Source organism: Blautia sp. MB18-30 (assembly GCF_023669475.1).
Classification (GTDB): Bacteria; Bacillota; Clostridia; order Lachnospirales; family Lachnospiraceae; genus Blautia_A; species Blautia_A fusiformis.
The window spans coordinates 1-25,348 of record NZ_JAMOYY010000008.1; the positions used below are offsets into that span (position 1 = coordinate 1).

Below are 25,348 nucleotides of genomic sequence, written 5' to 3' on the forward strand. Positions count from 1 at the left end.
CCATTCTTATGAAGTAAACCCCCTTGAAGACGACGAGGTAGATAGGGCAGAGGTGGAAGTGTGGTAACACATGGAGCTGACTGTTACTAATCGGGTGAGGGCTTGACCAACCAGCCGAGGAAGCGGGGATACCCCCCGCTGTAGTATCGGTACGCAGGTTAAATTTGATTCAAAAAGTTTGATTAACCATCAACAAAGCATGTATGTAGTTTTTAAGGTACAAAGGGAAAGAGGAAAGCAGGAGAAAAATCAGTACATGGATTTTTCTCCTGTTTTTATTATATATAATCATACATCTCCCACCATTTACATCTCTTTTTCCATATGCTACAATAGGTAAGACCAAAGGAGCCTGACCAGGCTGTGAGGAGGTGCAGGCTTTGACCTTTGAACTTGATTTGGGCAATTTCATCGTAAGGAGGAAAGAAAAGAGTATGTTTAATTTTCTTGTGACTGCCGAAGGCGGTCTCACAACGGCAGGATATGCCGTATCTGTTATTGCAGTCCTGATTTTGATAATTCTGGTAGCAGTATTACTTCAGAAAAACACATCTGCATTAAAATTTACCACACAGCAGCTGGTTACCTGTGCAGTAGCATTGGCACTTGCATATGTAACTTCCTACATTAAGATATTTAAACTGCCATTTGGCGGATCTGTGACCTTGTTCAGTATGTTGTTTATTGTTCTGATCGGTTACTGGTATGGCATTAAGGTAGGAATTCTTACCGGTCTTGTATATGGGATTTTTCAGTTCCTCCAGGAGCCATATGTCCTTTCATTTTTTCAGGTATGCTGTGATTACATTCTGGCATTTGGAGCCATGGGGCTTTCCGGATTATTTACAAAATCCAGAAAACATGGTCTTCTTAAAGCATACATACTAGCAATTCTGGCAAGAGGGGCATTCCATGCACTTGGCGGATATCTTTATTGGATGGATTATATGCCGGATAATTTCCCGAAGTCTCTGACAGCTTTGTATCCGATTATTTACAATTACAGTTATATTCTTCTGGAAGGTGTACTGACGATCGTAGTAATTTCTATTCCGGCAGTATCCCGTGCACTTGGGCGAATGCGAATAATGGCAACTGGTGGAAACCGACAATCTGCAGCCACCGAAAAATAATTAATACAGACACATAAATAAAAATAGATCGTTCAAGCTACTACGATCTTTTTTTATTGAAAAATCACAAAAAGTTATATAAAACAAACCAAAAACACAAAGAATACTTTTCACCTAAAGAAAGTTGTGCTATGATAATCAGGCGGAATAATTTCCCATTCAAACGGATGAAGGCAAGTCCCCACCTACAGTTTATTGCTTTTCGCAACCACATAGGAGACTTCTTTGATTCGGTTAAAATATTTCAGACAGATATAACATATCTGAACATATAAAATACAAAAGAAAAAGCAGCCATACAGTTGCGAAAAGGAGAATATCTTAAGTAATCAAATTTGTTGACTAATGTGATCAAATGTGTTTAAAAGTACTCAAAAGAGTAAATTATTATGAACACATCAAATATCACAAATTACAAGCCAAAAGATTTTGCTGAACTGTTAGGTGTATCTGTAAAAACATTACAGCGTTGGGATAGAGACGGAACTCTAAAGGCAAACCGAACTCCAACTGATAGACGTTATTACACTTATGACCAATATCTGCAATTCAAAGGAATAAGTACTGAAGATGACCAACGTCAGGTAGTTATTTATGCCAGGGTATCTACAAGAAATCAAAAAGATGATTTACAAAACTAGGTTGCATTTTTACGACAGTTTTGTAATGCCAAAGGTATTATTGTAGACCAGTGTATTGAAGATTATGGAAGTGGCCTTAATTACAATCGTAAAAGTGGAACGAATTATTAGATGAAGTGATGGAACAAAAAATCAAAACCTCGTGCAGGATATTGTTTCAATACTCCATGTGTTCTCTTGCAGGTTGTACGGACTTCGTAAGTATAAAAAACAAATAGAAAGGGATGTGGAAATTGCTAAAGAGCTTCAAGACGGAAATAAATCCGTCAGAGGAACAGAAAGTCAAGATTCATAAGACGATAGGAACTTGTAGATTTATTTATAATTTCTATCTTGCCCATAATAAAGAACTTTACAACAACGGTGAAAAGTTTATGAGCAGTAACAGGTTTAGAGTCTGGCTTAACAATGAATATCTTTCTGAGCATCCGGAGTATTCGTGGATCAAGGAAGCTTATTCAAAAGCAGTAACACAGTCAGTAAATAATGGACAAACTGCTTTTACAAGATTTTTCAATCACGAGAGTGCTTTTCCTAAGTTCAAAAAGAAAGGCAGATCTGATGTAAAGATGTATTTTGTAAAGAATAATCCAAAGGATTGTCGTTGCGAAAGGCATAGAATCAATATTCCGTCACTTGGTTGGGTCCGTATCAAAGAAAAAGGATATATTCCAACAACTAAAGACGGATATGTGGTTAAAAGTGGCACGGTCTCAATGAAAGCTGACAGATACTATGTTTCAGTTCTTGTAGAAATTTCTGATAACAAGATTGCTGATAATTCCAATGCAGGAATTGGCATAGACTTGGGATTAAAGGATTTTGCCATTGTTTCTAATGGTAAGACTTATAAGAACATCAACAAGTCAGCAAGACTGAAAAAGCTTGAGAAACAACTTATTCGGGAACAGAGATGTCTCTCCCATAAGTATGAAAATCTAAAGAAAGGAGAAGTCACTCAAAGGGCGAATATACAAAAACAAAAACTCAAGGTACAGAAACTTCATCATAAGATAGATAATATCCGTACTGATTACATTAACAAGACAATCACTGAGATAGTGAAAACCAAGCCATCTTATATAACGATCGAGGACTTAAATGTAAATGGTATGATGAAGAATCGACATCTTTCAAAAGCAGTTGCATCACAAAAGTTTTATGAATTTAGAACAAAGCTGCAAATCAAATGCAATGAAAATGGGATCGAACTTCGAATAGTAGATAGATGGTATCCATCATCTAAAACCTGTCACTGCTGTGGCGCTATCAAAAAAGATTTAAAGCTTTCAGATAGAATATTCAAATGCAGTTGCGGTTATGTCGAAGACAGAGATCTCAATGCTGCACTTAATTTGAGAGATGCAATAACTTACGAAGTTGCATAACTAAAACGCAAACGTAAGTATGTACCGAAGGCTATTTTCGGGAATTTACGACTGCGGAGTGTACAAGAACTTGTGAGTAGATATGATTTCGGTCAATCAAAAACATACACGGTGAAGCAGTAAGTAGAACTCGTGAGAGTCTACGTTATCTCGATGTGAGTATATTTACACATATTTTGAGTGGCAGAAGAAAAAGATGTCTAAAAAAATTGAACGAAATGATCCCTGCTGGTGTGGAAGCGGAAAAAAATATAAAAAATGTCATGAAGCATTTGATGAAAAAATAGAACTCATGAAAAAGAAGGGGTATGCAGTTCTTGACCATGATCTGATCAAGACACCTGCACAGATCGAGAAGATCAAAGAGAGCTGCAAGATCAATGTTGCAGTTCTTGATTATGTTGCAGAGCATATCGGACCAGGCGTGACGACACAGCAGATTGATGACTGGGTACATGAAGAAACAGTACGTCATGGCGGAATTCCGGCACCACTTAATTATGAAGGTTTTCCAAAAAGCGTATGTACATCTATCAACGAGGTAGTATGCCACGGAATCCCGGATGAAGAAATTGTCTTAAAAGAAGGTGATATTGTCAATGTAGATGTATCCACCATTTATCAGGGATATTTTTCTGATTCCTCCCGTATGTTCTGTATTGGACAGGTAAGTCCGGAGAAGGAGAAGCTTGTCCGTGTGACAAAAGAATGCATAGAGCTTGGCCTTGAACAGGTAAAACCATGGACACCGATCGGAAATATGGGAAGTGCTGTACACAAACATGCAGTGGAAAACGGCTATACAGTTGTGAGAGAAATTGGCGGACATGGTGTAGGTCTTGAGTTTCATGAAGATCCATGGGTAAGCTACACATCTAAGGAAGATTCAGGTGTACTCATGGTACCAGGAATGATCTTTACTATTGAACCAATGGTCAATATGGGATCTGATGAAATCTATACAGATGAGATCGATGACTGGACAGTGAGGACAGAGGATGGTCTGCCATCGGCACAGTGGGAGATCATGGTCCTTGTCACAGAAACAGGACATGAGGTCCTTTGCTGGTAAAATCCATCGAAAATCCGGAAAAAAAGTCCTTGCAATGAGAAGTTATCTAGTGTATAATCACATATGTTGTGAAAAAAGATGGTCCTCTGTTACAATATGTGTATTAAGAACATCCAGTATAATTAAGGAGAGAAAGAAATGAACGAAATTATTAAGAACATTGAGTCCGCTCAGCTGAAAGCTGAAGTACCGCAGTTCCGCGTAGGAGACACAGTAAGAGTACACGCACTGATCAAAGAGGGAACACGTGAGCGTGTTCAGATCTTCGAGGGTACAGTACTTAAGAGACAGGGTGGAAGCACAAGAGAGACTTTCACAGTAAGAAAGAGCTCCAACGGTGTTGGTGTTGAGAAAACATGGCCGCTTCATTCCCCACATGTAGTTAAGGTTGAGGTTATCCGTCATGGTAAAGTACGCCGTGCGAAACTGAACTACCTGAGAGATCGTGTAGGTAAAGCAGCTAAGGTTAAAGAGCTTGTAAAATAATTTCATAAGTAAAGAGGCAGGGACAATAACATTTGCTATTGTCCCTCTTTTTACATCAGTGCGTATGCGTGTAAAGACACATACAGGGGATAGAATATGGGATTAAATAAGAAGATTAATATCGAAAATCTGAAGGAAAACAGAGCTGTTTCCGAAGCAAGGGAGAAGCTTCGTGATGACAGGACAAGAGGAATCGTGAAATGGGTGTTTGAAATTATTGTGACCCTGGTTTTTGCTGTGCTGGTTGCGATCTCTGCATTTCAGACTGTGACATTGCAGGAAAGTGCCATGGAACCCACGTATTCTGTAAGTGAAAAGTTTTTTGTAAACAGGGCTTTATATAAGATCAGTTCACCAAAACGTGGAGATGTGATCGTTTTTAAAACAAGCGCCAGTGACTCGGCAGCCCTGCATATCCGACGTGTGATCGGACTTCCCGGGGAGACTGTTCAGGTTAAAGACGGGAAGATCTATATCAACGGCAAGGTTTATGAAGAAAACGGAGCTTATCAGGATATGACAGATGGAGGACTTGCAAATAGTGCTATAACTCTGGAAAGCGGGGAATATTTTGTCCTTGGTGATAATCGCAATAACAGTGAGGACAGCCGCTTCAGCGATATCGGAAATATCAGTAAGAAGTACATTGTCGGGAAAGTTTGGTTTACAGTTTCTCCGAAAAATAAAATAGGTTTTATAAAATAGATTAAAGTAAACAGATTAAAGTATAGATAAATGAGGTGAATTATGAACGTACAGTGGTATCCAGGCCATATGACGAAGGCGAAGCGTCAGATGCAGGAAGATATCAAGCTGATCGATCTGATCATTGAGCTTGTAGATGCAAGAGTTCCTCTTTCCAGCCGAAATCCGGATATTGATGAGCTGGGAAAAAACAAGGCGCGTATGATCCTTCTCAACAAAGCAGATCTTGCCGATGAGAGACAGAACCGTGCCTGGATGGAATATTTCAAAGAAAAAGGAATCTATGCGGTAAGTATTGATTCCCGCAATAAGGGATCTATGAAGGCCGTTTCTGCGGCAATCACAGAGGCATGTAAGGAAAAGACAGAGAGAGACCGGAGACGAGGAATCAAAAACCGTCCGGTACGTGCGATGGTTGCAGGAATCCCTAATGTTGGAAAATCAACATTTATCAATACCTTTGCAGGAAAAGCCTGTGCCAAGACCGGTAATAAACCAGGAGTTACAAAAGGAAAACAGTGGATACGTCTGAATAAAAGTGTGGAGCTTCTGGATACCCCTGGAATTCTCTGGCCGAAATTTGAAGATCAGGAAGTTGGAATGCGTCTTGCCTATATCGGTTCGATCAAGGACGATATTCTGAACATCGAAGAACTTGCCCTGGGTCTGATCGGATATCTGCAGGAGTTTTATCCGGCAGCGATCAGAGAGAGATACAATGTAGAAGAAGAGCTGAAACCGCTGGATATTCTTACTGCAGTTGCGAAAGCAAGAGGATGTCTGAAAAAGGGCGAAGAGCTTGATTATGAGAAAGCATCCCGCCTTTTGCTGGAAGAATTTCGTTCCGGAAAACTGGGAAAAGTGACTCTGGAGTTTCCAAAAGGACCGGAGGAAGCGTAATGGAAACAATGAAAGATATCAAGGCGCGTTTTGCGTCAGCGAAGGAGGGCGAATATAACGCCCTTTTTCGTCATTATGAAAATGATGAGAGAAGCGGTGTACAGAAACTGATCCAGCAGTATCACAAAAAGCTTCAGGCTCTGGAGGATGAGCGTGTACGTACAGAGAGCATGAAGAAATATGAACATGAATATGAGCATCTTGGATATCTTTGCGGGATCGATGAGGTGGGAAGAGGCCCTCTTGCCGGACCGGTAGTCGCCTGTGCGGTGATCCTTCCGAAAGACTGCGATATTTTATGGCTGAATGATTCTAAGAAGCTTACAGCTAAGAAGAGAGAAGAATTGTACGATGTGATCCTGGAGAGGGCAGTTTCTGTTGGAATCGGAATGGCCAGCCCGGAGAGGATTGATGAGATCAATATCCTGCAGGCAACCTATGAGGCAATGCGCCAGGCAGTGAGCAGGCTTTCTGTACAGCCACAGCTGCTTTTGAACGATGCGGTTACCATACCGGAAATCCAGATTCCGCAGGTACCCATCATCAAAGGTGATGCAAAAAGTGTATCCATTGCGGCAGCAAGTATTGTTGCCAAAGTGACCAGAGACCGGATGATGGAAGAATATGATAAGGTTCTTCCGGAATACGGATTTGCTTCCAATAAAGGATATGGTTCTGCAGCGCATATTGAAGCACTGAAGAAATATGGACCAAGTCCGATACATAGAAAAACGTTTATCACACATTTTGTATAAAAATACTTAAGATACCGACATCAAAAACAGAAAGGTTTTGTTTATCTGAAGGAAAATAGAAGACAGAAGGGCAGCTATTATGAAGGAATTGCTGCAGCGTTCCTGGAAGAAAAGGGGCTGCAGATCAAGGAAAGAAATTTTCGCTGCCGAAGTGGTGAGATCGATCTTGTTGCGCAGGATGGAAGATATCTGGTGTTTGTTGAAGTGAAATACAGAAAGAACGGAAAGAGTGGAAGTCCTTTTTCAGCGGTAGGGAGAGAAAAACAGAGGATCATTAGCAAAGTGGCAATGTTTTATCTGATTGCACATGGATACCGGGAGCTGCCTCCCTGCCGTTTTGACGTAGTAGGAATTGATGGAGAGAACATCCACTGGATAAAAAATGCTTTTGATTTTTGCAGTTGAAAGGACTGGTCACATAAGATGAAAATAAAATGGTATAAAGATAAACAGCTAATGAATATAAATCAGAAGAACAAGGTTACCTGGCTTACATATCCTGCTTTTGAGAAATTTCCCGGGATCGTACATGGCTTCAGTACCCGCCTGGGAGGAGTAAGCCAGGGGATTTATGAATCTATGAACTTAAGCTTCACAAGAGGGGATGAAGAGTCTGCGGTGCGGGAAAATTACCGCAGACTTTCTGCTGCTATGGGATTTTCCATGGAAGATATCGTAACCTCTGATCAGACACACACCACCAATGTACGTGTGGTCACGGAAGAAGACAGAGGAAATGGGATTACAAAACCAAGACCTTATACAGATGTGGATGGAATGATCACCAATGTGCCGGGACTGGTGCTGGCAACGTTTTATGCGGACTGTGTACCACTTTTCTTTATAGATCCGGTACATAGAGCTGTGGGATTATCTCATTCCGGCTGGAGAGGTACTGTAGGAAAGATCGGAAAAGTGACGGTGGAGAAGATGACTGAGGAATTTCAGACAGATCCTTCAGAGCTTTATGCAGCCATTGGTCCTTCTATCTGTCAAGATTGCTATGAAGTCAGTGAAGATGTGATCGATCAGTTTAGAGAGGCGTTTGAAGAAAAATACTGGGATGTGCTTTTTTACAGAAAACCAGATGGGAAATACCAGCTGAATCTGTGGGAGGCGAACCGAAGGATCTTTCTGGATGCAGGCATAAAAGAAGAGCGGATCTCAATGCCGGGCATCTGCACCTGCTGTAATCCGCTCTTTCTTTACTCACACAGGGCTTCTCACGGGAAACGTGGAAACCTGGGAGCATTTATTACTGTTCGTTGACTTTTTTCATGAGATCCATGATCTTTTCGTTGCTGGAACGAACCTTCTCGACAGATACATCATGATTGATGATATCGATGATACTTGCAAGATATTTGCTCATATTTGCTTCGATATAGTATGGACGGTCAAGAAGCTCAGGAATACGATAGTTAAGGTTGGTTGTGATGACTCTGTCCAGCCAGCCTTTTTCGTAATATTCATCAAATTTGGCTACGCCATCTGTAAACAGACCGTAGGTTGTGCAGACGAATACACGTCCGGCTTTACGCTCTTTGAGCTGACGGGCAACATCCAGCATGCTTTCTCCGGAAGAGATCATATCGTCGATGATGACAACGTCTTTGCCCTCTACGGAATCTCCGAGGAATTCGTGAGCAACGATCGGGTTCTTTCCGTTGACAACGGTGGAGTAATCACGGCGTTTGTAGAACATACCCATATCGACTCCAAGGATATTGGAGAAGTATACAGCACGGGACATGGCACCTTCATCCGGGCTGATGATCATGAGATGATCATTGTCAAGCTTGAAATCAGGGACATTTTTGACCAATGCTTTCAGGAACTGGTATGTGGGGAAAAAGTTATCAAAGCCCTTCAGCGGAATAGAGTTCTGTACACGTGGGTCATGAGCATCAAAAGTAATGATGTTGGAAACACCCATGGCACTTAACTCGCGAAGTGCAAGTGCACAGTCAAGAGATTCTCTCTTGGTGCGTCTGTGCTGACGTCCCTCGTAAAGGAATGGCATGATAACGTTGATACGGTGTGCTTTACCGGTGGCAGCGGAGATGATTCTCTTCAGATCCTGGTAATGGTCATCCGGAGACATGTGGTTCTTATGACCGCATACGCTGTAAGTAAGGCTGTAATTGGTCACATCTACCATGATATAAAGGTCTGTTCCGCGGACAGATTCCTTGATATAACCCTTACCCTCACCGGTTCCGAAACGTGGGCATTCGCAGTCTACAAGGAAAGATTTTTCTGCATATCCCTGTGGGATGATGGTGGATTTCTTGGCGGCTACAAGTTCTTTACGGAATTTAACCAGCTTTTTGTCAACCTCCTCGGCCAGTTCGCGGCATCCGGCAAGTGCGGCGATTCGGATCGGGGCAACAGGCATAGACTTTTCCAGCAATTCTATGTTTGGCATAATATTCCTCCTAAGTGTATGTCATTAAAAATTCTCAGTCTATTTATAACATCAGACCCACGTGTCAGTCAAGGTGTTTTCTCAAAGTGTTGATTTTTAAGAGCAAAGTTGTTATTATATACGGGATAGAAAAGGGAGATAATGATGAAAGTAAGAAAGCATATGATTTCCAGGGTGCTGCCCGACAGTATTGCCGAGGAGCTGGGGCTGGAGCCGGGAGACAGACTTGTGTCTGTAAACGGACAGCCTGTGGAAGATGTCTTCGATTACCGGTATCTCATGAATGAAGAGCTCGTGGTGCTTCTGGTAGAGAAGCCTGATGGCGAAGAGTGGGAGCTGGAGGTAGAGAAGGAATATGAGGAAGACCTTGGAATAGAATTTGAGAACGGAGGACTGATGGATGACTATCGCTCCTGTTCAAATAAGTGTATGTTCTGTTTTATTGACCAGATGCCGCCAGGTATGCGTGAGACGCTGTATTTTAAGGATGATGATTCTAGGCTTTCCTTTCTTCAGGGAAATTATGTTACGCTTACCAATATGAGCGAGAAGGATATTGAGCGTGTGATCCGCTATCATTTGGAACCGATCAACATTTCGTTTCAGGCAATGAATCCGGAACTCCGGTGTAAAATGCTGCATAACCGTTTTGCAGGAAAGGCTCTGGATAAGGTGGATATGCTGTACAATGCAGGAATCACCATGAATGGACAGATTGTACTGTGTAAGGGTGTCAATGACGGAGACGAGCTGGAATACAGCCTTGAAAAGCTTTCCGCTTATGCGCCGGTCCTTCAGAGCGTTTCTGTTGTACCGGTAGGACTTACCAAATACAGAAAAGGTCTCTATCCTCTGGAGCCTTTTAATAAGGAAGATGCTGAAAAAGTCCTGGGGCAGATCGAACGCTGGCAGAAGATCATGATGGAGAAATACGGGATCCATTTTATCCATGCTTCAGATGAATGGTATATTCTGGCAGACAGGGAGCTTCCCTGTGAGGATGAATATGATGGATATCTGCAGCTTGAGAATGGCGTGGGAATGCTCAGACTTCTGGAAACGGAAGTAAAAGAAACGCTGGAGGGGCTTTCCGGTGACGACCGTAAGGTGACAGGCAGGATCGCCACAGGAAAACTGGCAGCGCCTTTTATCGCACGCTATATAAAAGAAATCCAGAAGAAATATCCCAATGTGCAGATTTCGGTCACAACCATCGAGAATCGTTTTTTCGGTGAAAAGATCACAGTGTCCGGTTTGATCACAGGGCAGGATCTGAAAGAGCAGCTTTCCGGTCTTGACCTTGGAGAGAAGCTTCTGATCCCATGCAGCATGCTGAAAGGTGATGAGGAGATTTTTCTGGATGACATGACGCTGGAAGAGCTTTCGGAAGCACTGAACACAGAAATTGTAATCGTAGACACAGGAGGACGTGATCTGGTGAAAGCTGTGATCAACCCTCCGGAACATAAACAAACAAGAAGGAGACAGATTTATGAGCAAACCAGTAGTAGCGATAGTGGGAAGGCCTAATGTAGGCAAATCCACTCTGTTTAACGCTCTGGCAGGTGACAATATTTCCATAGTAAAGGATACACCAGGAGTAACCCGTGACAGGATTTATGCAGATGTCACATGGCTTGACAGGACATTTACTCTGATCGATACAGGCGGAATCGAGCCGGACAGCAGCGATATCATCCTCTCCAGAATGAGAGAGCAGGCACAGATCGCCATTGATACGGCAGACGTGATCATTTTTATCACAGATGTCCGCCAGGGTCTTGTGGATTCCGATGCCAAGGTGGCAGATATGCTCCGCCGCAGCGGCAAGCCGGTACGTCTTGTAGTTAACAAGGTAGACAGCCACCAGAAATATATGATGGACGTATATGAGTTTTACAATCTTGGAATCGGAGAACCGATCCCGATTTCCGCAGCTAACAGACAAGGCCTTGGAGATATGCTGGATGAGGTGATCAAAGAGTTCCCGGATAAGAGTGAAGAGGAAGATCAGGATGATATTCCGAAGATCGCCATTGTAGGAAAGCCGAACGTGGGAAAATCTTCTCTGATCAACAAGCTTCTTGGAGAGGAGCGTGTGATCGTATCCAATATTGCAGGAACCACACGTGATGCTATTGACACAAAGGTTACCTGGAACAAAAAAGATTATATTTTTATCGATACTGCAGGACTTCGACGCAAGGGTAAGGTAAAAGAAGAGATCGAGCGCTATAGTGTTATCCGTACTGTGACAGCTGTAGAGCGTGCAGATGTGGTTGTAGTTGTGATCGATGCCTCCGAGGGCGTTACCGAGCAGGATGCTAAGATCGCAGGAATCGCTCATGACAGAGGAAAGGGTATCATCGTAGCGGTAAATAAATGGGATGCCATTGAGAAAAATGACAAGACCATCTACAAGCATACGGAAAAGATCCGTCAGATCCTTTCCTTTATGCCATATGCACAGATCATCTTTATCTCTGCAAAAACAGGTCAGAGACTTCCAAAGCTTTTCGAAAATATCGATACAGTTATCGAAAATCAGACACTTCGTATCCAGACAGGTGTTCTTAATGAGATCCTTTCTGAGGCAGTCGCTCTTCAGCAGCCGCCGTCTGACAGAGGAAGAAGACTGAAGATCTTCTATATGACACAGGTTGCGGTAAAACCGCCGACATTTGTTATCTTTGTCAATGACAAGGAACTGATGCATTTTTCCTATGTAAGATATCTGGAGAACAAGATCAGGGATGCATTTGGATTTTCCGGAACTTCCCTGAAATTTATCATCCGCGAACGCGGGGAAAAGGAATAAAAGTATGGAACGTATTATTTGTCTTGTTATCGGTTATGTATGCGGGCTTTTTCAGACAGGCTATATTATTGGAAAAGTCCACAAGACAGATATCAGAGATCATGGCAGCGGGAATGCGGGTACTACGAATGCCTTCCGGACCTTTGGAAAGAAAGCGGGAGCGATCACCCTGCTGGGAGACTGCCTGAAGTGTGTACTGGCTATTGTGATCGTGAGAATGGTTTATGGAAATTCCATGAATAGTATCCTTCCGCTCCTTACCCTTTATGCAGCATTGGGATGTATCCTTGGCCACAATTTTCCGATTTCTATGGAATTTCGCGGTGGAAAGGGAATTGCTGCTTCTGTAGGCATGATCATTGCTTTTGACTGGCGGATATTTATTGTATGTGCAGTTGTCTTTTTTGCACTGTTCTTTACAACTCATTATGTATCGCTTTGCTCTCTCAGTGCATATGCGGTGGCTTTTATCCTGGTCCTGGTTTTTGGACATATGGGAAAATATGGGATGGATCAGGCGCATACTGTTGAGCTTTATATCGTGATGGTAGTTCTTACAGCAATGGCGTTCTACAGACACAGGGCAAACATTGTAAGATTGTTTCATGGAACAGAGAATAAGGTGTTTTTAAGCAGTAAGAATAAAAAATAAGAGGTAAGATTTATGGCAAAAATCAGCGTACTGGGTTCGGGGAGCTGGGGATTAGCCCTGGCACTCCTGTTGCATAATAATGGCCATGAAGTCCTTCTTTGGTCAGCAAGACCGGAGAATGCCCGGAAACTCCGGGAAAAAAGAGAAAATCCTGACAGGCTTCCGGGGGTGCGGCTTCCGGATGAAATCGATGTCCTGACAGATCTGGAGCGTGCGCTTAAGGATGTGGATGTAACAGTTCTGGCAGTAGCTTCCCCGTATATCCGGAGTACTGCACACAAGATGGCATCGTTTGTATGCAGGGACCAGAAGATCGTCAATGTTGCAAAAGGTATTGAGGAAAAGACACTGAAAACACTCAGCGAGGTGATCGAAGAAGAAATCCCGCAGGGTAATGTAGCTGTACTTTCCGGTCCAAGCCATGCGGAAGAAGTAGGACGCGGACTTCCTACAACCTGCGTGATCAGCGCACATACACAGGAAACTGCGGAATACCTTCAGAGTATTTTTATGAGCCCTGTGTTCCGCGTGTATACAACACCGGATATCCTTGGGGTGGAACTTGGCGGAGCACTGAAAAATGTGATCGCACTGGCAGCAGGTACTGCCGACGGCCTTGGATATGGAGATAATACCAAGGCGGCACTGATCACCAGGGGAATCACGGAAATAGGAAGACTTGGTAAAAAAATGGGGGCGCAGATGGAAACCTTTTACGGCCTGTCCGGGATCGGCGACCTGATCGTGACTTGTGCAAGTAAGCATAGCCGTAATCGAAAGGCCGGATATCTGATCGGCCAGGGATATACGATGGAAGAAGCTATGAAAGAAGTGCAGATGGTTGTGGAAGGCGTTTATTCTGCAAGAGCTGCAAGAGAGCTTGCGGAGAAATATGAGGTGGAGATGCCTATCATAACGGAAGTGAACCGCGTACTGTTTGAAGGAAAATCAGCAGCGGAAGCAGTAATGGACCTGATGCTGCGTGATAAAAAAGTGGAAACGCCCATGCTCCCGTGGGAAAATGCGTGAGCGGATCAGTTAAATATTTCCGGGTTTCAGATATGTGAAATGCTAAGCTGGGAATAACAGGATCGCCGTATCAACTGAAAAGAAAAAATAAAAAGATATCTGCCAGAAGATCACTTATGCTCTGACAGATATCTTTTTTGCATTATTATGGAAATTAAAACTGAATATCACGGAGATCTTCTGGAACATGAGAAGTATGCAGATCTTCGTTCAGTGTATCGATGATCGCCATATCTTCATCCTCGATATTGAAGTCAAAGATGTTTCCATTGCTGCGGATTCGTTCCGGGTTGATGGATTTCGGAATGACAGAAATTCCCTTCTGTATTGCCCAGCGAAGCCCGATCTGTGCAGGAGTCCTGGCATATTTGGTCCCCAGAACACACATTACATCATTATCAAAATATGCACCTCTTGCCAGAGGAGCATAAGCCTGTACCTGAATACCGAAAGCCTTGCAGTATTCGATCAGTTCAGCAGGGTAACACAAAGGATGGCACTCAATCTGGTTTACAGCAGGAATAACCCCGGATATCTTACGAAGTTCTTCCAGATGCCGGATATCAAAATTACTGACGCCGATACTTAAAGCACGTCCAGATTCCAGAATGGATTCCAGCTCTTTCCAGGTGCTCAAATAGCAGCCGGGAACCGGCCAGTGTATCAGATAGAGATCTACATAACTGACTTTCAGACGGTCGAGACTACGGGAAAAAGCTCCCTGGACATCGCCGAGACGCTGCGCATTGTTCCAGATTTTGCTGGTGATGAAAAGATCCTTTCTGGGAACTCCGCATTTGGCAATGGCACGTCCAACGCTTTCTTCATTTTTATAAACAGAAGCGGTATCGATCATGCGGTAGCCGGCGGAAATAGCAGAAGTGACTGCTGCTTCGGCCTGTACGTCATCGGGCAACTTGTATACGCCAAGCCCCAGAAGAGGCATTTCTCTGTCGTTGTTCAGAAAAACAGTTTCTTTCAAAATAATTCCTCCTTGTATGTTCTGCTTTCCATGCTTTTGCTATTATAGCACAAAAATATGAAAGAATCACATCAATTATATTACAAAAGTGATAAAGCTTAGAGTTGGACAGACGCGCAGACTGGGTAATAAGTTGTGGTTTGAAGAGACTAACTTCGTTAAAAATGAAACAATCGAGTTAATTTACTGTCAAAGTTTTTGGAAAAATAGGAAAAACAGCATATAATTTTGGCTATATTTTATAATTATTTTCTTGATAATAACAGTGAAAAGATGTATAATAAATTTAATTGATAAATTCTTGTCATGAGAGTGTCCGCCCGGCGGATACAGGAAAGGGGTATTTATGCATTTAATCAAAGATGAGAATGGCAATCTTGTTCAGCATGGACATGCAGACAGCCATGAACATACACATGAGCACACCCATGAGGACGGTGTGACTCACAGCCATACACACAGCCATGCGGAAGGAGATAACCATTGTCATACACACGGTGATGGACACTGCGGTTCCTGCGAGAGCGGTGACTGCAAGAATGAGACTGTAGCACTTCTTACCTACATGCTGCAGCATAATGAGCATCATGCCGCAGAACTTGATCAGATGGCTGACAATCTTAAGAAGCTTAACATGGATGCAGCTGCGAAGACGATCAAAGAGGCAGTTGCAGATTTTCAGAAAGGCAATATGAGACTTGGACTTGCCCTTACACTTGTTAAGGAAGAGTTGAAATAAAAACCGACAGAATAGTTTTGACAGCATAGTGGTTAAATGATGCCACTTATTTGGAGGAATGATTATGTGTCTTGCAACAGTATATAAGGAAGAAGATAATTCTGTGATCTTTAAGAATGTAAGCCGGATCGATGTGGACGGAAATAAATTGATCCTTCGAGATATCATGGGAGATGAGCGCGTGGTAGAAGGCAGTATCCTTATGGTGGATCTTGCAAACAGCATCGTGAAACTGCAGTGTAACTGATATGATTAAAACGTAAGATGTGGAGGGACGATCGATGAAATTATCTGAAGCAATGAGAGAAAAAATGTTGCTTTCCTTTGAACTTTTTCCGCCAAAGACAGAAAAAGGCATGGCAAATCTGCCGGGAACCATTGAACATCTCATGAAGTATAGACCGGAGTATATTTCCTGTACATACGGTGCCGGCGGCGGAAATGTCGGAGCCAACAGGGAAGTATGCCAGATGATCAGGAATGCAGGAACTATTCCTGTAACACACTTCACAGTGATCAAGAACACAAAAGAAGGAATCAGACAGCAGTTGGAACGGTATCTGGCAGATGGCGTTGACCATATGCTGGCGCTTCGCGGAGATATTCCGCTTGGTGAGACAACGACCTGCGGAGACTTCAATTATGCGACAGACCTTGTTAAATTTGTCCGTAATGAATTTGGCGATAAGTTTGAGATCGCAGTAGCCGGTTCACCGGAAGGCCATATCGCATGCAGAAGCTTGGAGGCTGATATTGCTGTTTTGAGACAGAAACAGGACAATGGTGCTGATTATATCATGACTCAGCTCTGCTGGGATATGGAACAGTTTAAATACTGGTTGGACGCTATCCGCGAGGCTGGGGTGACAATGCCTGTAGATGTTGGCGTGATGCCGATCTTGGACCAGGCAGCTACCATTAATATGGCTCTTTCACGTAACGGCTGTGTAATGGACAGTGAGCTTTGCAGGCTGATCTCCAGGAACTGGCTGTTCCCGAATCCGTTTAACGCTAAAGATGCTGATGGTAAACCATTTGACATGTTCTATGAGGACAAGGTTAAACGATTCAAAGAAGAAGGAATCGAATACACCATCAGACAGATCGATGAGTATCGCGCTCTTGGTGTTGACGGTATCCATCTTTATGCATTAAACAAATGGAAAGACGTATCCGAGATCATTGACAGATCCGGACTTCGTACACTTATCTAATCATCAACGAAATAAATAAGAATTCCGGCACGATGCGGAGGTGCCAGAACAGTATCAGGCACCTCCCTTATGCGCCGGCATAACAGATATAAAATCAGGAGGTGCCCGTTTTATGGCACATGTTATTGCAGTCGCCGGAAAAGGCGGCGTTGGAAAAACTACATTATGCGGAATGCTGATCCAGTATCTCTGCGAAAAGAAAAAAGGACCTGTACTGGCGGTAGATGCAGATGCCAATTCAAATCTGAACGAGGTTCTTGGCGTAGAAGTAGATACAACTCTTGGCGATGTACGTGAGGAGATCGCACATGCTGAGATGACAGAGAAAAGCCCGATCCCCAAAGGAATGTCCAAGGCAGATTATGCAGAGGTACGTTTCGAGGATGCTCTTGCTGAGGAAGATGATTACGATCTTCTTGTAATGGGAAGAACCCAGGGAAAAGGATGCTATTGCTTTGTAAACGGTCTGCTTCAGGCACAGCTTGCCAAATACCAGAAGAATTATCCATATATTGTTGTGGACAATGAAGCAGGGATGGAACATATCAGCAGAGGAATCCTTCCGAGCATGGAGACAGCAATCCTTGTAAGTGACTGTTCCAGAAGAGGTGTACAGGCAGTTGGCAGGATCGCAGAACTTATTAAGGAATGCGATATGAAGCCTTCCAGAGTGGGTCTTATTATCAACCGCGCGCCAAAAGCAGAACTGAATCCAGGAATCCTTGAGGAGATCCGGAATCAGGGTCTCGATCTGATCGGTGTGGTACCACAGGATGAGGCAGTTTATGAATATGACTGCGATGGTAAACCAACCGTTACTCTTCCTGAGGATAATCCGATGAGAAAAGCAGCTTTTGAAATTTTTGATAAATTAGGTTTATAATGGAATATAAACCTTTTTTTATAAAAGAGAATAACCCATGGGTGGGGATGGGTTCCTGCCCTGGGCTTATTATAAAAAGAAAAATAAAAATAGATGTGCTATTAAAGGAGGTCTATAATGAGTGAATTCAAATTAACTACAGTGGAGGAATTTGAAGCCGCTACAGCCCGTCTTCTCGAGACAGGTGCAAAGGTAGGAGCAGATGCATGGCAGATCCGTGCAAAGAACCAGACTCCGCACTGTAAATTCGGTGAGCAGGGTATCTGCTGCCGTATCTGTGCAATGGGACCGTGTCGTATTACACCGAAGGCTCCGAGAGGAATCTGTGGATGTGATGCTCATGGTATCGTAGGAAGAAACTTCCTTAAATTTACAGCCGGTGGTGCAGCTACTCACTCCGATCATGGTCGTGAGATCTGCCATACACTGTACTGTGCAAAAGAGGGCGGAAATTATCAGGTAAAAGATCCTGAGAAACTGCTTCGCATCGCCAAAGAGTGGGGCGTGGAAACAGAAGGCAAGGATATCTATGATCTGGCTCATGAGATGGCTGAGATCGGTCTTATGGAATATGGTAAACCGTTCGGATATCAGAGATTCCTTGACAGAATGCCAGCAGGACAGAAAGAAAAACTGATCGAGAACGAAGTCGCACCACGTGCTATCGACCGTGAGGTTGCAAGTTCTCTGCATATGAGTCATATGGGATGTTCTTCTCTTCCGGAAGCACTTGTAAAACAGTCTATTCGTTGCGGCATGGCTGATGGATGGGGCGGTTCCATGATGGGAACAGAGTTCTCTGATGTATTATTCGGAACTCCGAAGCCGATTGATACAGAGGCTAACCTTGGAGTAATGGTTGAAGAGAACGTAAATATTGTTGTACATGGACATGATCCGAGTCTTTCTGAGATGATCTGTGAGTATGCAGACAGCAAAGAAATGATCGATTATGCAAAATCTGTAGGAGCAAAAGGAATCACAGTTTCCGGTGTGTGCTGTACTTCTAACGAGGTAGCTATGCGTCGTGGTGTTCCGATGGCTGGTAACTTCCTGCAGCAGGAGAACGTAGTGCTGACAGGTGCCTGCGAGGCGATCGTAGTTGATGTTCAGTGTATCTTCCCTGCATTAGGACCTCTGAGCAAATGCTTCCATACTAAATTTGTTACAACTTCTCCGATCGCTCAGATGCCGGATTCTGAATTTATCAGATTCAACGCTGAGACAGCAGGAGAAAATGCAAAAGCAATCGTTAAGATGGCTATCGATAACTTCAAGAACAGAAAACCTGAGCTTGTACATATCCCACAGCTGAAACAGAAAGCTACTGTTGGTTATTCAGTAGAAGCGATCGTTAAAGTTCTTGATGGTGTTACAAACTCTCAGGTTGATGTAACAGGAACAACCAAACCATTACTTGAGTGCATCACTTCCGGTGTTATCCGTGGTGCTGTTGCTATGGTTGGATGTAACAATCCTAAGATCCGTCCTGACTATGCACATATCGAACTGATGAAGAAGTGTATCGCAAATGATATCATTATCATCGCTTCCGGATGTTCCGCACAGGCAGCTGCTAAAGCTGGTCTGATGGACAAATCCGCAAGAGATCTCTGCGGTGCAGGTCTGAAACGTGTCTGTGAGCTGGCTGATATCCCACCAGTACTTCATATGGGATCCTGCGTAGATATCTCCCGTATGATGATCCTGGCTGCTGAACTTGCAAAAGATGCAGGACTTCAGATCAATCAGCTTCCTGTAGTAGGATGTGCTCCTGAGTGGATGTCTGAAAAAGCTGTATCCATCGGTAACTACGTAGTTGGTACTGGTATTGATACATTCCTTGGTGTTGATCCATATGTTTCCGGTTCTTCAGAAATGTGCGAGCTTCTTACAGAGGGAACAAGAAAATGGACAGGTGCTGCTTACACAGTAGAGACAGACATCGAGAAATTAGTTGATCTTATGATCGAGAGAATTGAAGAGAAGAGAACAGCATTAGGAATCTAATCCGTTGCGATCTTTAAAATGTTATAAAAGGTGGAAGACGTAAAATGAAAATAGCAGTAACCGGTAAAGGCGGAGTAGGAAAGACAACTTTCGCAGCAACACTTGCAAGACTATACGCAGATGAGGGAAAAAAAGTCCTTGCGGCGGATGTGGATCCGGATGCGAACCTGGGTCTTGCCCTTGGATTTGACGAGGAAACCTTGGATTCTATTGTTCCAATCTCAAAAATGCGTAAGCTCATAGAAGAACGCACCGGAGCCAACAGCCAGAATCAGTTTTATAAACTGAACCCAAAGGTAGACGATATTCCGGATACTTATGGAAAAACCTGTAATGGCGTAAAGCTGCTTGTCCTTGGAACTGTGGAAACAGGTGGAGGCGGATGCGTCTGTCCTGAACATGTGATGCTTAAAAGAGTGATCAATAACCTTGTGATCCACAGAGATGATGTGGTGATCATGGATATGGAAGCCGGCCTGGAACATCTGGGCCGGGGCACCACGGAGAGCATGGATGAATTTATTGTAGTGATCGAACCAGGGGCAAGAAGCGTACAGACATATAAGAATGTTAAACGTCTTGCAAAGGATCTGGGAGTTTCTCAGGTTAAGGTCGTGGCCAATAAGGTAAGAAATCCGGAGGACGAGGAATTTATCCGGAATAAGATCCCGGCGGAGGATCTGCTTGGAATGATCCACTACAATACAGAAGTTATAGATGCTGATCGTCAGGGAAAATCTCCCTACGATTTCAGTGAAACTGTAACAGCTGAAATCAGAAAAATCAAAGACAAAATTGATCAGAATTCAATTCTGTAAAAATAGGAGGTATTACAGTGACTTTATTTGATAGAGTATTCGGCGGAAACGATGCTGTATATGGTTTAACAGAGGGTGCTATTGACGGCGCGATCGCTCAGTATGGCGAAGACAAAGCTGTCAGCTTCCCGAATACCGCTTACAGCCTTCCTTGCTACTATGCTGTAACAGGAACAAAAGTTACAACATTAAAAGAATTAAAAGAAGCTCTTGGCGTTGTGAAAACACTTATGACAAGAGAGAAAAGACTGAACGATGCATTCATGTCCGGTGTTGCTACAGCACTTTGTGCAGAGTTCATCGAAGTTCTGAAATACATCGACGGAGCAACTCCTTACGAGGAGCCTTGCTATGGACATCTTGGTGATGCAGTGATCCGTGAGCTCGGTGTACCGCTTGTAACAGGCGATATCCCAGGCGTTGCTGTTATCCTTGGTGCTGCTCCTACTACAGAAGAGGGTGTTGCCCTTGTAAAGAGCTATCAGGCACAGGGTATCCTGGTAACACTGGTTGGCGGAATCATTGATCAGGTCGCTGAGGCTGGAATGAAGACAGGCGCTAACGTTCGTGTTATCCCGCTTGGAAAAGATGTTACATCTGTTGTCCATGTAGTTTCCGTTGCAATCCGTGCAGCTCTGATCTTCGGTAATGTAACACCTGGAGATGCTGGAACACTTATGAAATACACAATGGATCGTGTACCGGCATTCGTTAACGCATTCAAACCTCTGGATGATGTGATCGTAGCTTGTGGTGCAGGTGCGATCGCACTTGGATTCCCGGTTGTTACAAATGAGACAGAGAACATCTTCCGTGTACCGAAGAGCCTTATCGTTCAGGAGGATGTAAGCAAATTCAACGCTACTTCTCTTGAGGCACGTGACATTAAGATCAAGATCACAAATATCGATATCCCGGTTGCTTTCGCATCTGCATTCGAGGGTGAGATCATCCGTCGTAAAGACATGCAGGTTGAGTTCGATGGTTCCCGTGTAGACTGTGCAGAGCTTGTACATACCTGTGATGCTTCTGAGATCGAAGACCACAAGATCACAGTCGTTGGACCGGAAGTAGATGAGATGGAATTCGGCAGCAAGAACAGCATCGCATATGTTGTTAAAGTTGCTGGTAAGAATATGCAGGCTGACTTTGAGCCGGTTATCGAGCGTAAATTCCATAACTACATCAACTGTATCGAGGGTGTATACCATACAGGACAGCGTGATATGCAGCGTATCCGTATCAGCATTGATGCATTTAATGCAGGATTCCGCATCAAACATATCGGTGAAGTTCTTTATGCATCTGTTAAGAATGAGTTCGATGCAGTTGTTGATAAATGTGAGGTTGTTATTTATACAGATCCTGCTGAGTGTACAAGAATCCGTCATGAGGTTGCAATCCCGATCTTTGACAAACGTGATGAGCGTCTTGATACTCTGACAGATGAGTCTGTTGACGTATATTACAGCTGTATCCTCTGCCAGGCATTCGCACCAAGCCATGTATGTGTAGTAACACCAGAGAGACTTGGACTTTGCGGTGCGGTTTCATGGCTGGATGCAAAAGCTACACATCAGCTTGATCCGAACGGACCATGCCAGATCATCACAAAAGAGCGTCCGATCGATGAGAACCTTGGTTCTTATGAGGATGTAGATGAGGCAGTTCAGAAATTCTCCCAGGGTGCTCTGGAGCACGTTACACTGTACTCCATTATGCAGGATCCGATGACTTCCTGCGGATGCTTCGAGTGTATCTGCGGTATCGAGCCATTCTCCAACGGTGTTGTTATTGCCAACCGTGAGTACGCAGGCATGACACCACTTGGAATGACCTTCCCTGAGATGGCATCCATGACAGGTGGTGGAGTTCAGACACCTGGATTCATGGGACATGGTAAACATTTCATTTCTTCCAAGAAGTTCATGAAGGCTGAGGGCGGTATCGAGCGTATCGTATGGATGCCAAAAGAACTGAAAGAATTCGTAGCTGACAGACTTAATAAGACTGCAAAAGAGCTTTACGGAATCGATAACTTTACAGACATGATCGGTGATGAGACGATCGCAGAAGATCCAGAGACACTGGTTGCATTCCTTACAGAAAAAGGACATCCGGCTCTCGGACTTGATCCGATGATGTAATTTATCCGGGAGAAAGGATGTGCGGACATCCTTTCTCTTGTAAACTGTTAAAAAGTTTGTTGATTTTTTAACAGAAATATAGTGCTGCATCTTGCCAATAACTGGTGCTATGTAGTATAATATAAGAAGCTCTGTAGTTTTTAATTATTATTTTTAAGGAGGCTAACGAAAAATGCCGTTTAATCAGAAACCACAAAAGTTCAATGCAAAGATTAATGCTGTCACAATCGGAAGCGGAGATAAGACTGTGACAATTGGTGGGGATTGTACATTCCCATTTTATTCCTTTGACGCAGAGTCAGAGAACTGCCCGAAGATCGGTGTAGAGATCTCTGATATGGGTCTTGAGGGCGTATCTGAAGGTATCAAAGCTTACTATGAAGGCGCTACTACAATGGCTGACATTGCTAAGAAAGCTGCAGCTATGGAGGGTGCTGACTTTGTTGCACTTATTCTTGAGGGCGGCGACCCGAACGGTGTTAACAAATCTATCGATGAGCTGATCGCAGTTGTTAAAGAAGTTGCAGATGCAGTTGACTGTCCACTGGTTGTAGAGGGCTGCAAGAATGTTGAGAAGGATGCAGAGCTCCTTCCGAAGGTTGCAGAGGCTCTTCAGGGCAGAAATGCACTGATCCTTTCCGAGAAAGAGGAGAACTACAAAGCGATCGGTGCAGCAGCAGGTCTTGCTTACAATCAGATCGTAGGCGCTGAGTCTGCCGTTGATATCAACCTTGCTAAACAGCTTAACGTTGTTACTACACAGCTTGGTGTAGATGCTAAGAAGATCGTTATGAATATCGGTAGTGCAGCAGTTGGTTATGGATATGAGTACGTAGTATCTACTATGGACCGTATCAAAGGTGCCGCTTTAGGGCAGAATGATAACATGCTGCAGATGCCTATTATTACACCTGTATCCGCTGAGACATGGAATGTTAAAGAGGCAATGGCTTCTGAAGCAGACATGCCGGCATGGGGACCACAGGACGAGCGTGGAATCGACATGGAAGTTGAGACAGCAGCAGCTGATCTTGCAGCTGGTTCTGATGCAGTTATCTTAAGACATCCGGAATCTGTTAAGACAATTTCCAAGCTGATCAAAGCACTTGCGTAATAAATAGGAGGATAAAGAGCTATGGCACTGAATGGTATTCAGATCTTTAAATTAACACCAAAGAAAAACTGTAAGGAATGTGGATGCCCTACATGTATGGCTTTCTCTATGAAAGTTGCACAGGGCGCTATGAAAATTGAGCAGTGTCCGCATATGTCAGAGGATGCATTAGCATCTCTTTCTGAGGCAACTGCACCGCCAATGAAAACTATCAAGATCGGAACAGGCGATGGAGAGTTTACACTTGGTGGAGAGACTGTTCTTTTCAGACATGAGAAGACATTTGTAAGCAAAACAAGATATGCCGTATCACTTTGCACATGCATGAGTGATGAAGAAGTAGAAGCAAAACTTGCAGAGATCCCACACGTTGACTATGATCGTATCGGTGAGAGAATGCATGTAGAGCTTGTGTATGTAAACTGCGATGAGAATGCAGATGCTGCAAAATTTACAGCACTTGTAGAGAAGGCTAAAGGTCTTGGAAGAACACTGATCCTTGGCTGTACAGATCCTGAGATCGCAAAAGCTGCCCTTGAAGTATGTAAGGACGGCAAACCGGTTCTTAACGGAGCAAACGCTTCCAACTACGAGGCAATGAGCAAGGTTGCTACAGATGCAGGCGTAGTTCTCGGTGTATCCGGTAAGGACATCAATGAGTTATATGATACTACAGCAGCTATTGAGAAACTTGGCAACAAGAATCTCGTACTTGATACAACAGGAGCTGACATCAAAGAGACCTTTGCAAATACTGTACAGGTTCGTCGTGCAGCTCTTAAGAATCAGGACAGAACATTTGGTTATCCTTCTATCGTTAACCTTGTTAAACTTGCGAAGGGTGACAAACATTTACAGGCAGCACTTGCTTCCATGTTTACTATGAAATATGGTTCTATCATCGTTATGGAGCAGATGACATATGCAGAGGCACTTCCGCTGTTCGGTCTTCGTCAGAACGTATTTACAGACCCGCAGAAGCCAATGAAGGTAGAACCGGGCATTTATCCTCTGAACGGGGCAGACGAGAATTCTCTCGTTGTAACAACAGTAGACTTTGCTCTTACATATTTCGTAGTATCTGGCGAGCTGGAGCGTTCCGGTGTTCCGCTTAACCTGGTGATTAATGATGCAGGCGGACTTTCCGTACTTACATCCTGGGCAGCAGGTAAATTTTCCGGAAACAGCATCTCCGAGTACATCAAAGAGAATGTTGAGCCGAAGGTTAAATGCAGAAGACTGGTTATTCCTGGTAAAGTAGCAGTTCTTAAGGGCGATCTTGAGGCTAAGCTTCCTGGATGGGAGATCATCGTAGGACCAAGAGAAGCAGTACAGCTTGTGAAATTCTTAAAAGACCTTGATGCATAAACTTAAGGTTTAAGAAATCAGCTGTCCGGCAATATCGCCGGCAGTTATAAACGGCTGTGTAGGTTT

Annotated in this window: 24 protein-coding genes, 1 rRNA gene and 1 pseudogene; 24 read left to right on the plus strand and 2 right to left on the minus strand. The window is 43.6% G+C overall.

The window, feature by feature from the left end; translation table 11 throughout:
- The 11 genes and pseudogenes from NCY57_RS05260 to pgeF all read left to right on the plus strand — a co-directional run.
- Positions 1 to 110 (plus strand): 23S ribosomal RNA (locus NCY57_RS05260); the annotation flags it as partial.
- A gap of 324 nt (positions 111 to 434) precedes the next feature.
- Positions 435 to 1,133, plus strand: coding sequence for an energy-coupled thiamine transporter ThiT (locus NCY57_RS05265; RefSeq protein WP_022427325.1), 699 nt, complete (start codon positions 435 to 437; stop codon positions 1,131 to 1,133).
- Positions 1,134 to 1,537: 404 nt separating this feature from the next.
- Positions 1,538 to 2,069 (plus strand): annotated as a pseudogene (locus NCY57_RS05270) (IS607 family transposase).
- Positions 1,999 to 3,162, plus strand: a complete 1,164-nt coding sequence (locus NCY57_RS05275) for an RNA-guided endonuclease InsQ/TnpB family protein (protein ID WP_227945600.1) — start codon at positions 1,999 to 2,001, stop codon at positions 3,160 to 3,162. The pseudogene NCY57_RS05270 and the gene NCY57_RS05275 overlap by 71 nt, the downstream one beginning before the upstream one ends.
- 196 nt (positions 3,163 to 3,358) lie before the next feature.
- Positions 3,359 to 4,234 (plus strand): methionyl aminopeptidase, encoded by an 876-nt coding sequence (locus NCY57_RS05280; RefSeq protein WP_250789534.1) that lies wholly within the window; start codon positions 3,359 to 3,361, stop codon positions 4,232 to 4,234.
- 138 nt (positions 4,235 to 4,372) lie between these two features.
- Positions 4,373 to 4,720 (plus strand): 50S ribosomal protein L19, encoded by a 348-nt coding sequence (rplS, locus tag NCY57_RS05285; RefSeq protein ID WP_015525316.1) that lies wholly within the window; start codon positions 4,373 to 4,375, stop codon positions 4,718 to 4,720.
- Between the two features lie 96 nt (positions 4,721 to 4,816).
- On the plus strand, positions 4,817 to 5,425 hold the full coding sequence (gene lepB, locus NCY57_RS05290) for a signal peptidase I (protein WP_110103289.1): 609 nt from the start codon (positions 4,817 to 4,819) through the stop codon (positions 5,423 to 5,425).
- A 42-nt stretch (positions 5,426 to 5,467) separates the two neighbouring features.
- Positions 5,468 to 6,325, plus strand: coding sequence for a ribosome biogenesis GTPase YlqF (ylqF, locus tag NCY57_RS05295; RefSeq protein ID WP_015525314.1), 858 nt, complete (start codon positions 5,468 to 5,470; stop codon positions 6,323 to 6,325).
- Positions 6,325 to 7,080 carry a ribonuclease HII gene (locus NCY57_RS05300; protein WP_129975006.1) on the plus strand — a complete coding sequence of 252 codons (756 nt, stop codon included), beginning with the start codon at positions 6,325 to 6,327 and terminating at the stop codon, positions 7,078 to 7,080. Before ylqF ends, NCY57_RS05300 begins: the two co-directional genes overlap by 1 nt.
- A 45-nt stretch (positions 7,081 to 7,125) precedes the next feature.
- A complete protein-coding gene (locus tag NCY57_RS05305) occupies positions 7,126 to 7,485 on the plus strand; it encodes a YraN family protein (protein WP_059085938.1) in 360 nt (119 codons plus the stop codon).
- Positions 7,486 to 7,503: 18 nt separating this feature from the next.
- Positions 7,504 to 8,349, plus strand: coding sequence for a peptidoglycan editing factor PgeF (pgeF, locus tag NCY57_RS05310; RefSeq protein ID WP_173732703.1), 846 nt, complete (start codon positions 7,504 to 7,506; stop codon positions 8,347 to 8,349).
- Here the strand turns inward: pgeF and NCY57_RS05315 are convergent.
- Positions 8,336 to 9,508 carry a ribose-phosphate pyrophosphokinase gene (locus tag NCY57_RS05315; RefSeq protein WP_250789535.1) on the minus strand — a complete coding sequence of 391 codons (1,173 nt, stop codon included), beginning with the start codon at positions 9,506 to 9,508 and terminating at the stop codon, positions 8,336 to 8,338. The two genes, pgeF and NCY57_RS05315, sit on opposite strands and share 14 nt — an antisense overlap.
- A 144-nt stretch (positions 9,509 to 9,652) precedes the next feature.
- Between NCY57_RS05315 and NCY57_RS05320 the strand changes: the two genes are divergently transcribed.
- Genes NCY57_RS05320 through NCY57_RS05335 form a run of 4 tightly spaced genes read left to right on the plus strand, consistent with a single transcriptional unit; the run spans position 9,653 to position 14,007 of the window.
- Positions 9,653 to 11,038 carry a DUF512 domain-containing protein gene (locus tag NCY57_RS05320; protein WP_118753224.1) on the plus strand — a complete coding sequence of 462 codons (1,386 nt, stop codon included), beginning with the start codon at positions 9,653 to 9,655 and terminating at the stop codon, positions 11,036 to 11,038.
- Positions 11,001 to 12,326, plus strand: coding sequence for a ribosome biogenesis GTPase Der (gene der, locus NCY57_RS05325; protein WP_015525309.1), 1,326 nt, complete (start codon positions 11,001 to 11,003; stop codon positions 12,324 to 12,326). Before NCY57_RS05320 ends, der begins: the two co-directional genes overlap by 38 nt.
- 4 nt (positions 12,327 to 12,330) lie before the next feature.
- A complete protein-coding gene (gene plsY / locus NCY57_RS05330) occupies positions 12,331 to 12,978 on the plus strand; it encodes a glycerol-3-phosphate 1-O-acyltransferase PlsY (RefSeq protein WP_118753225.1) in 648 nt (215 codons plus the stop codon).
- Positions 12,979 to 12,990: 12 nt separating this feature from the next.
- Complete coding sequence (locus NCY57_RS05335) at positions 12,991 to 14,007, plus strand: NAD(P)H-dependent glycerol-3-phosphate dehydrogenase (RefSeq protein WP_059085933.1); 1,017 nt, start codon at positions 12,991 to 12,993, stop codon at positions 14,005 to 14,007.
- 154 nt (positions 14,008 to 14,161) lie between these two features.
- Here NCY57_RS05335 and NCY57_RS05340 read toward each other — a convergent pair whose 3' ends face one another.
- Positions 14,162 to 14,989, minus strand: a complete 828-nt coding sequence (locus NCY57_RS05340) for an aldo/keto reductase (RefSeq protein ID WP_022426672.1) — start codon at positions 14,987 to 14,989, stop codon at positions 14,162 to 14,164.
- Between the two features lie 346 nt (positions 14,990 to 15,335).
- Here NCY57_RS05340 and NCY57_RS05345 point away from each other — a divergent pair, with 346 nt between their 5' ends.
- The 9 genes from NCY57_RS05345 to acsC all read left to right on the plus strand — a co-directional run bounded on the left by NCY57_RS05345 (position 15,336) and on the right by acsC (position 25,282).
- Positions 15,336 to 15,728: a hypothetical protein gene (locus NCY57_RS05345; protein WP_015525305.1), complete on the plus strand. Its 393-nt coding sequence runs from the start codon at positions 15,336 to 15,338 to the stop codon at positions 15,726 to 15,728.
- Between the two features lie 64 nt (positions 15,729 to 15,792).
- On the plus strand, positions 15,793 to 15,975 hold the full coding sequence (locus NCY57_RS05350) for a CooT family nickel-binding protein (protein WP_015525304.1): 183 nt from the start codon (positions 15,793 to 15,795) through the stop codon (positions 15,973 to 15,975).
- Between the two features lie 34 nt (positions 15,976 to 16,009).
- Positions 16,010 to 16,942, plus strand: coding sequence for a methylenetetrahydrofolate reductase (locus tag NCY57_RS05355; protein WP_015525303.1), 933 nt, complete (start codon positions 16,010 to 16,012; stop codon positions 16,940 to 16,942).
- A 112-nt stretch (positions 16,943 to 17,054) separates the two neighbouring features.
- Positions 17,055 to 17,825 carry an ATP-binding protein gene (locus NCY57_RS05360; protein WP_044960447.1) on the plus strand — a complete coding sequence of 257 codons (771 nt, stop codon included), beginning with the start codon at positions 17,055 to 17,057 and terminating at the stop codon, positions 17,823 to 17,825.
- Between the two features lie 117 nt (positions 17,826 to 17,942).
- Complete coding sequence (cooS, locus tag NCY57_RS05365; RefSeq protein ID WP_021650183.1) at positions 17,943 to 19,835, plus strand: anaerobic carbon-monoxide dehydrogenase catalytic subunit; 1,893 nt, start codon at positions 17,943 to 17,945, stop codon at positions 19,833 to 19,835.
- 44 nt (positions 19,836 to 19,879) lie between these two features.
- Entirely contained in the window at positions 19,880 to 20,653 is a 774-nt protein-coding gene (locus tag NCY57_RS05370; protein WP_118514473.1) for an ATP-binding protein, read from the plus strand.
- A 17-nt stretch (positions 20,654 to 20,670) separates the two neighbouring features.
- Entirely contained in the window at positions 20,671 to 22,800 is a 2,130-nt protein-coding gene (gene acsB, locus NCY57_RS05375) for an acetyl-CoA decarbonylase/synthase complex subunit alpha/beta (RefSeq protein WP_250789536.1), read from the plus strand.
- Positions 22,801 to 22,972: 172 nt separating this feature from the next.
- The gene (gene acsD / locus NCY57_RS05380; protein WP_015525297.1) at positions 22,973 to 23,914 is read left to right on the plus strand and encodes an acetyl-CoA decarbonylase/synthase complex subunit delta; all 942 of its coding nucleotides are present in this window, start codon (positions 22,973 to 22,975) and stop codon (positions 23,912 to 23,914) included.
- A gap of 21 nt (positions 23,915 to 23,935) precedes the next feature.
- Positions 23,936 to 25,282 (plus strand): acetyl-CoA decarbonylase/synthase complex subunit gamma, encoded by a 1,347-nt coding sequence (acsC, locus tag NCY57_RS05385; protein ID WP_015525296.1) that lies wholly within the window; start codon positions 23,936 to 23,938, stop codon positions 25,280 to 25,282.
- The last annotated feature ends 66 nt before the right edge of the window (positions 25,283 to 25,348 follow it).

Coding starts and splice junctions, on each gene's coding strand:
- NCY57_RS05355 (WP_015525303.1), top strand. CDS start 16,010: ATGAAATTATCTGAAGCAATGAGAGAAAAAATGTTGCTTTCCTTTGAA.
- ylqF (WP_015525314.1), top strand. CDS start 5,468: ATGAACGTACAGTGGTATCCAGGCCATATGACGAAGGCGAAGCGTCAG.
- NCY57_RS05350 (WP_015525304.1), top strand. CDS start 15,793: ATGTGTCTTGCAACAGTATATAAGGAAGAAGATAATTCTGTGATCTTT.
- NCY57_RS05265 (WP_022427325.1), top strand. CDS start 435: ATGTTTAATTTTCTTGTGACTGCCGAAGGCGGTCTCACAACGGCAGGA.
- cooS (WP_021650183.1), top strand. CDS start 17,943: ATGAGTGAATTCAAATTAACTACAGTGGAGGAATTTGAAGCCGCTACA.
- lepB (WP_110103289.1), top strand. CDS start 4,817: ATGGGATTAAATAAGAAGATTAATATCGAAAATCTGAAGGAAAACAGA.
- NCY57_RS05275 (WP_227945600.1), top strand. CDS start 1,999: ATGTGGAAATTGCTAAAGAGCTTCAAGACGGAAATAAATCCGTCAGAG.
- NCY57_RS05345 (WP_015525305.1), top strand. CDS start 15,336: ATGCATTTAATCAAAGATGAGAATGGCAATCTTGTTCAGCATGGACAT.
- NCY57_RS05280 (WP_250789534.1), top strand. CDS start 3,359: ATGTCTAAAAAAATTGAACGAAATGATCCCTGCTGGTGTGGAAGCGGA.
- plsY (WP_118753225.1), top strand. CDS start 12,331: ATGGAACGTATTATTTGTCTTGTTATCGGTTATGTATGCGGGCTTTTT.
- NCY57_RS05335 (WP_059085933.1), top strand. CDS start 12,991: ATGGCAAAAATCAGCGTACTGGGTTCGGGGAGCTGGGGATTAGCCCTG.
- NCY57_RS05320 (WP_118753224.1), top strand. CDS start 9,653: ATGAAAGTAAGAAAGCATATGATTTCCAGGGTGCTGCCCGACAGTATT.
- acsC (WP_015525296.1), top strand. CDS start 23,936: ATGGCACTGAATGGTATTCAGATCTTTAAATTAACACCAAAGAAAAAC.
- NCY57_RS05300 (WP_129975006.1), top strand. CDS start 6,325: ATGGAAACAATGAAAGATATCAAGGCGCGTTTTGCGTCAGCGAAGGAG.
- NCY57_RS05360 (WP_044960447.1), top strand. CDS start 17,055: ATGGCACATGTTATTGCAGTCGCCGGAAAAGGCGGCGTTGGAAAAACT.
- rplS (WP_015525316.1), top strand. CDS start 4,373: ATGAACGAAATTATTAAGAACATTGAGTCCGCTCAGCTGAAAGCTGAA.
- NCY57_RS05370 (WP_118514473.1), top strand. CDS start 19,880: ATGAAAATAGCAGTAACCGGTAAAGGCGGAGTAGGAAAGACAACTTTC.
- der (WP_015525309.1), top strand. CDS start 11,001: ATGAGCAAACCAGTAGTAGCGATAGTGGGAAGGCCTAATGTAGGCAAA.
- pgeF (WP_173732703.1), top strand. CDS start 7,504: ATGAAAATAAAATGGTATAAAGATAAACAGCTAATGAATATAAATCAG.
- NCY57_RS05315 (WP_250789535.1), bottom strand. CDS start 9,508: ATGCCAAACATAGAATTGCTGGAAAAGTCTATGCCTGTTGCCCCGATC.
- acsD (WP_015525297.1), top strand. CDS start 22,973: ATGCCGTTTAATCAGAAACCACAAAAGTTCAATGCAAAGATTAATGCT.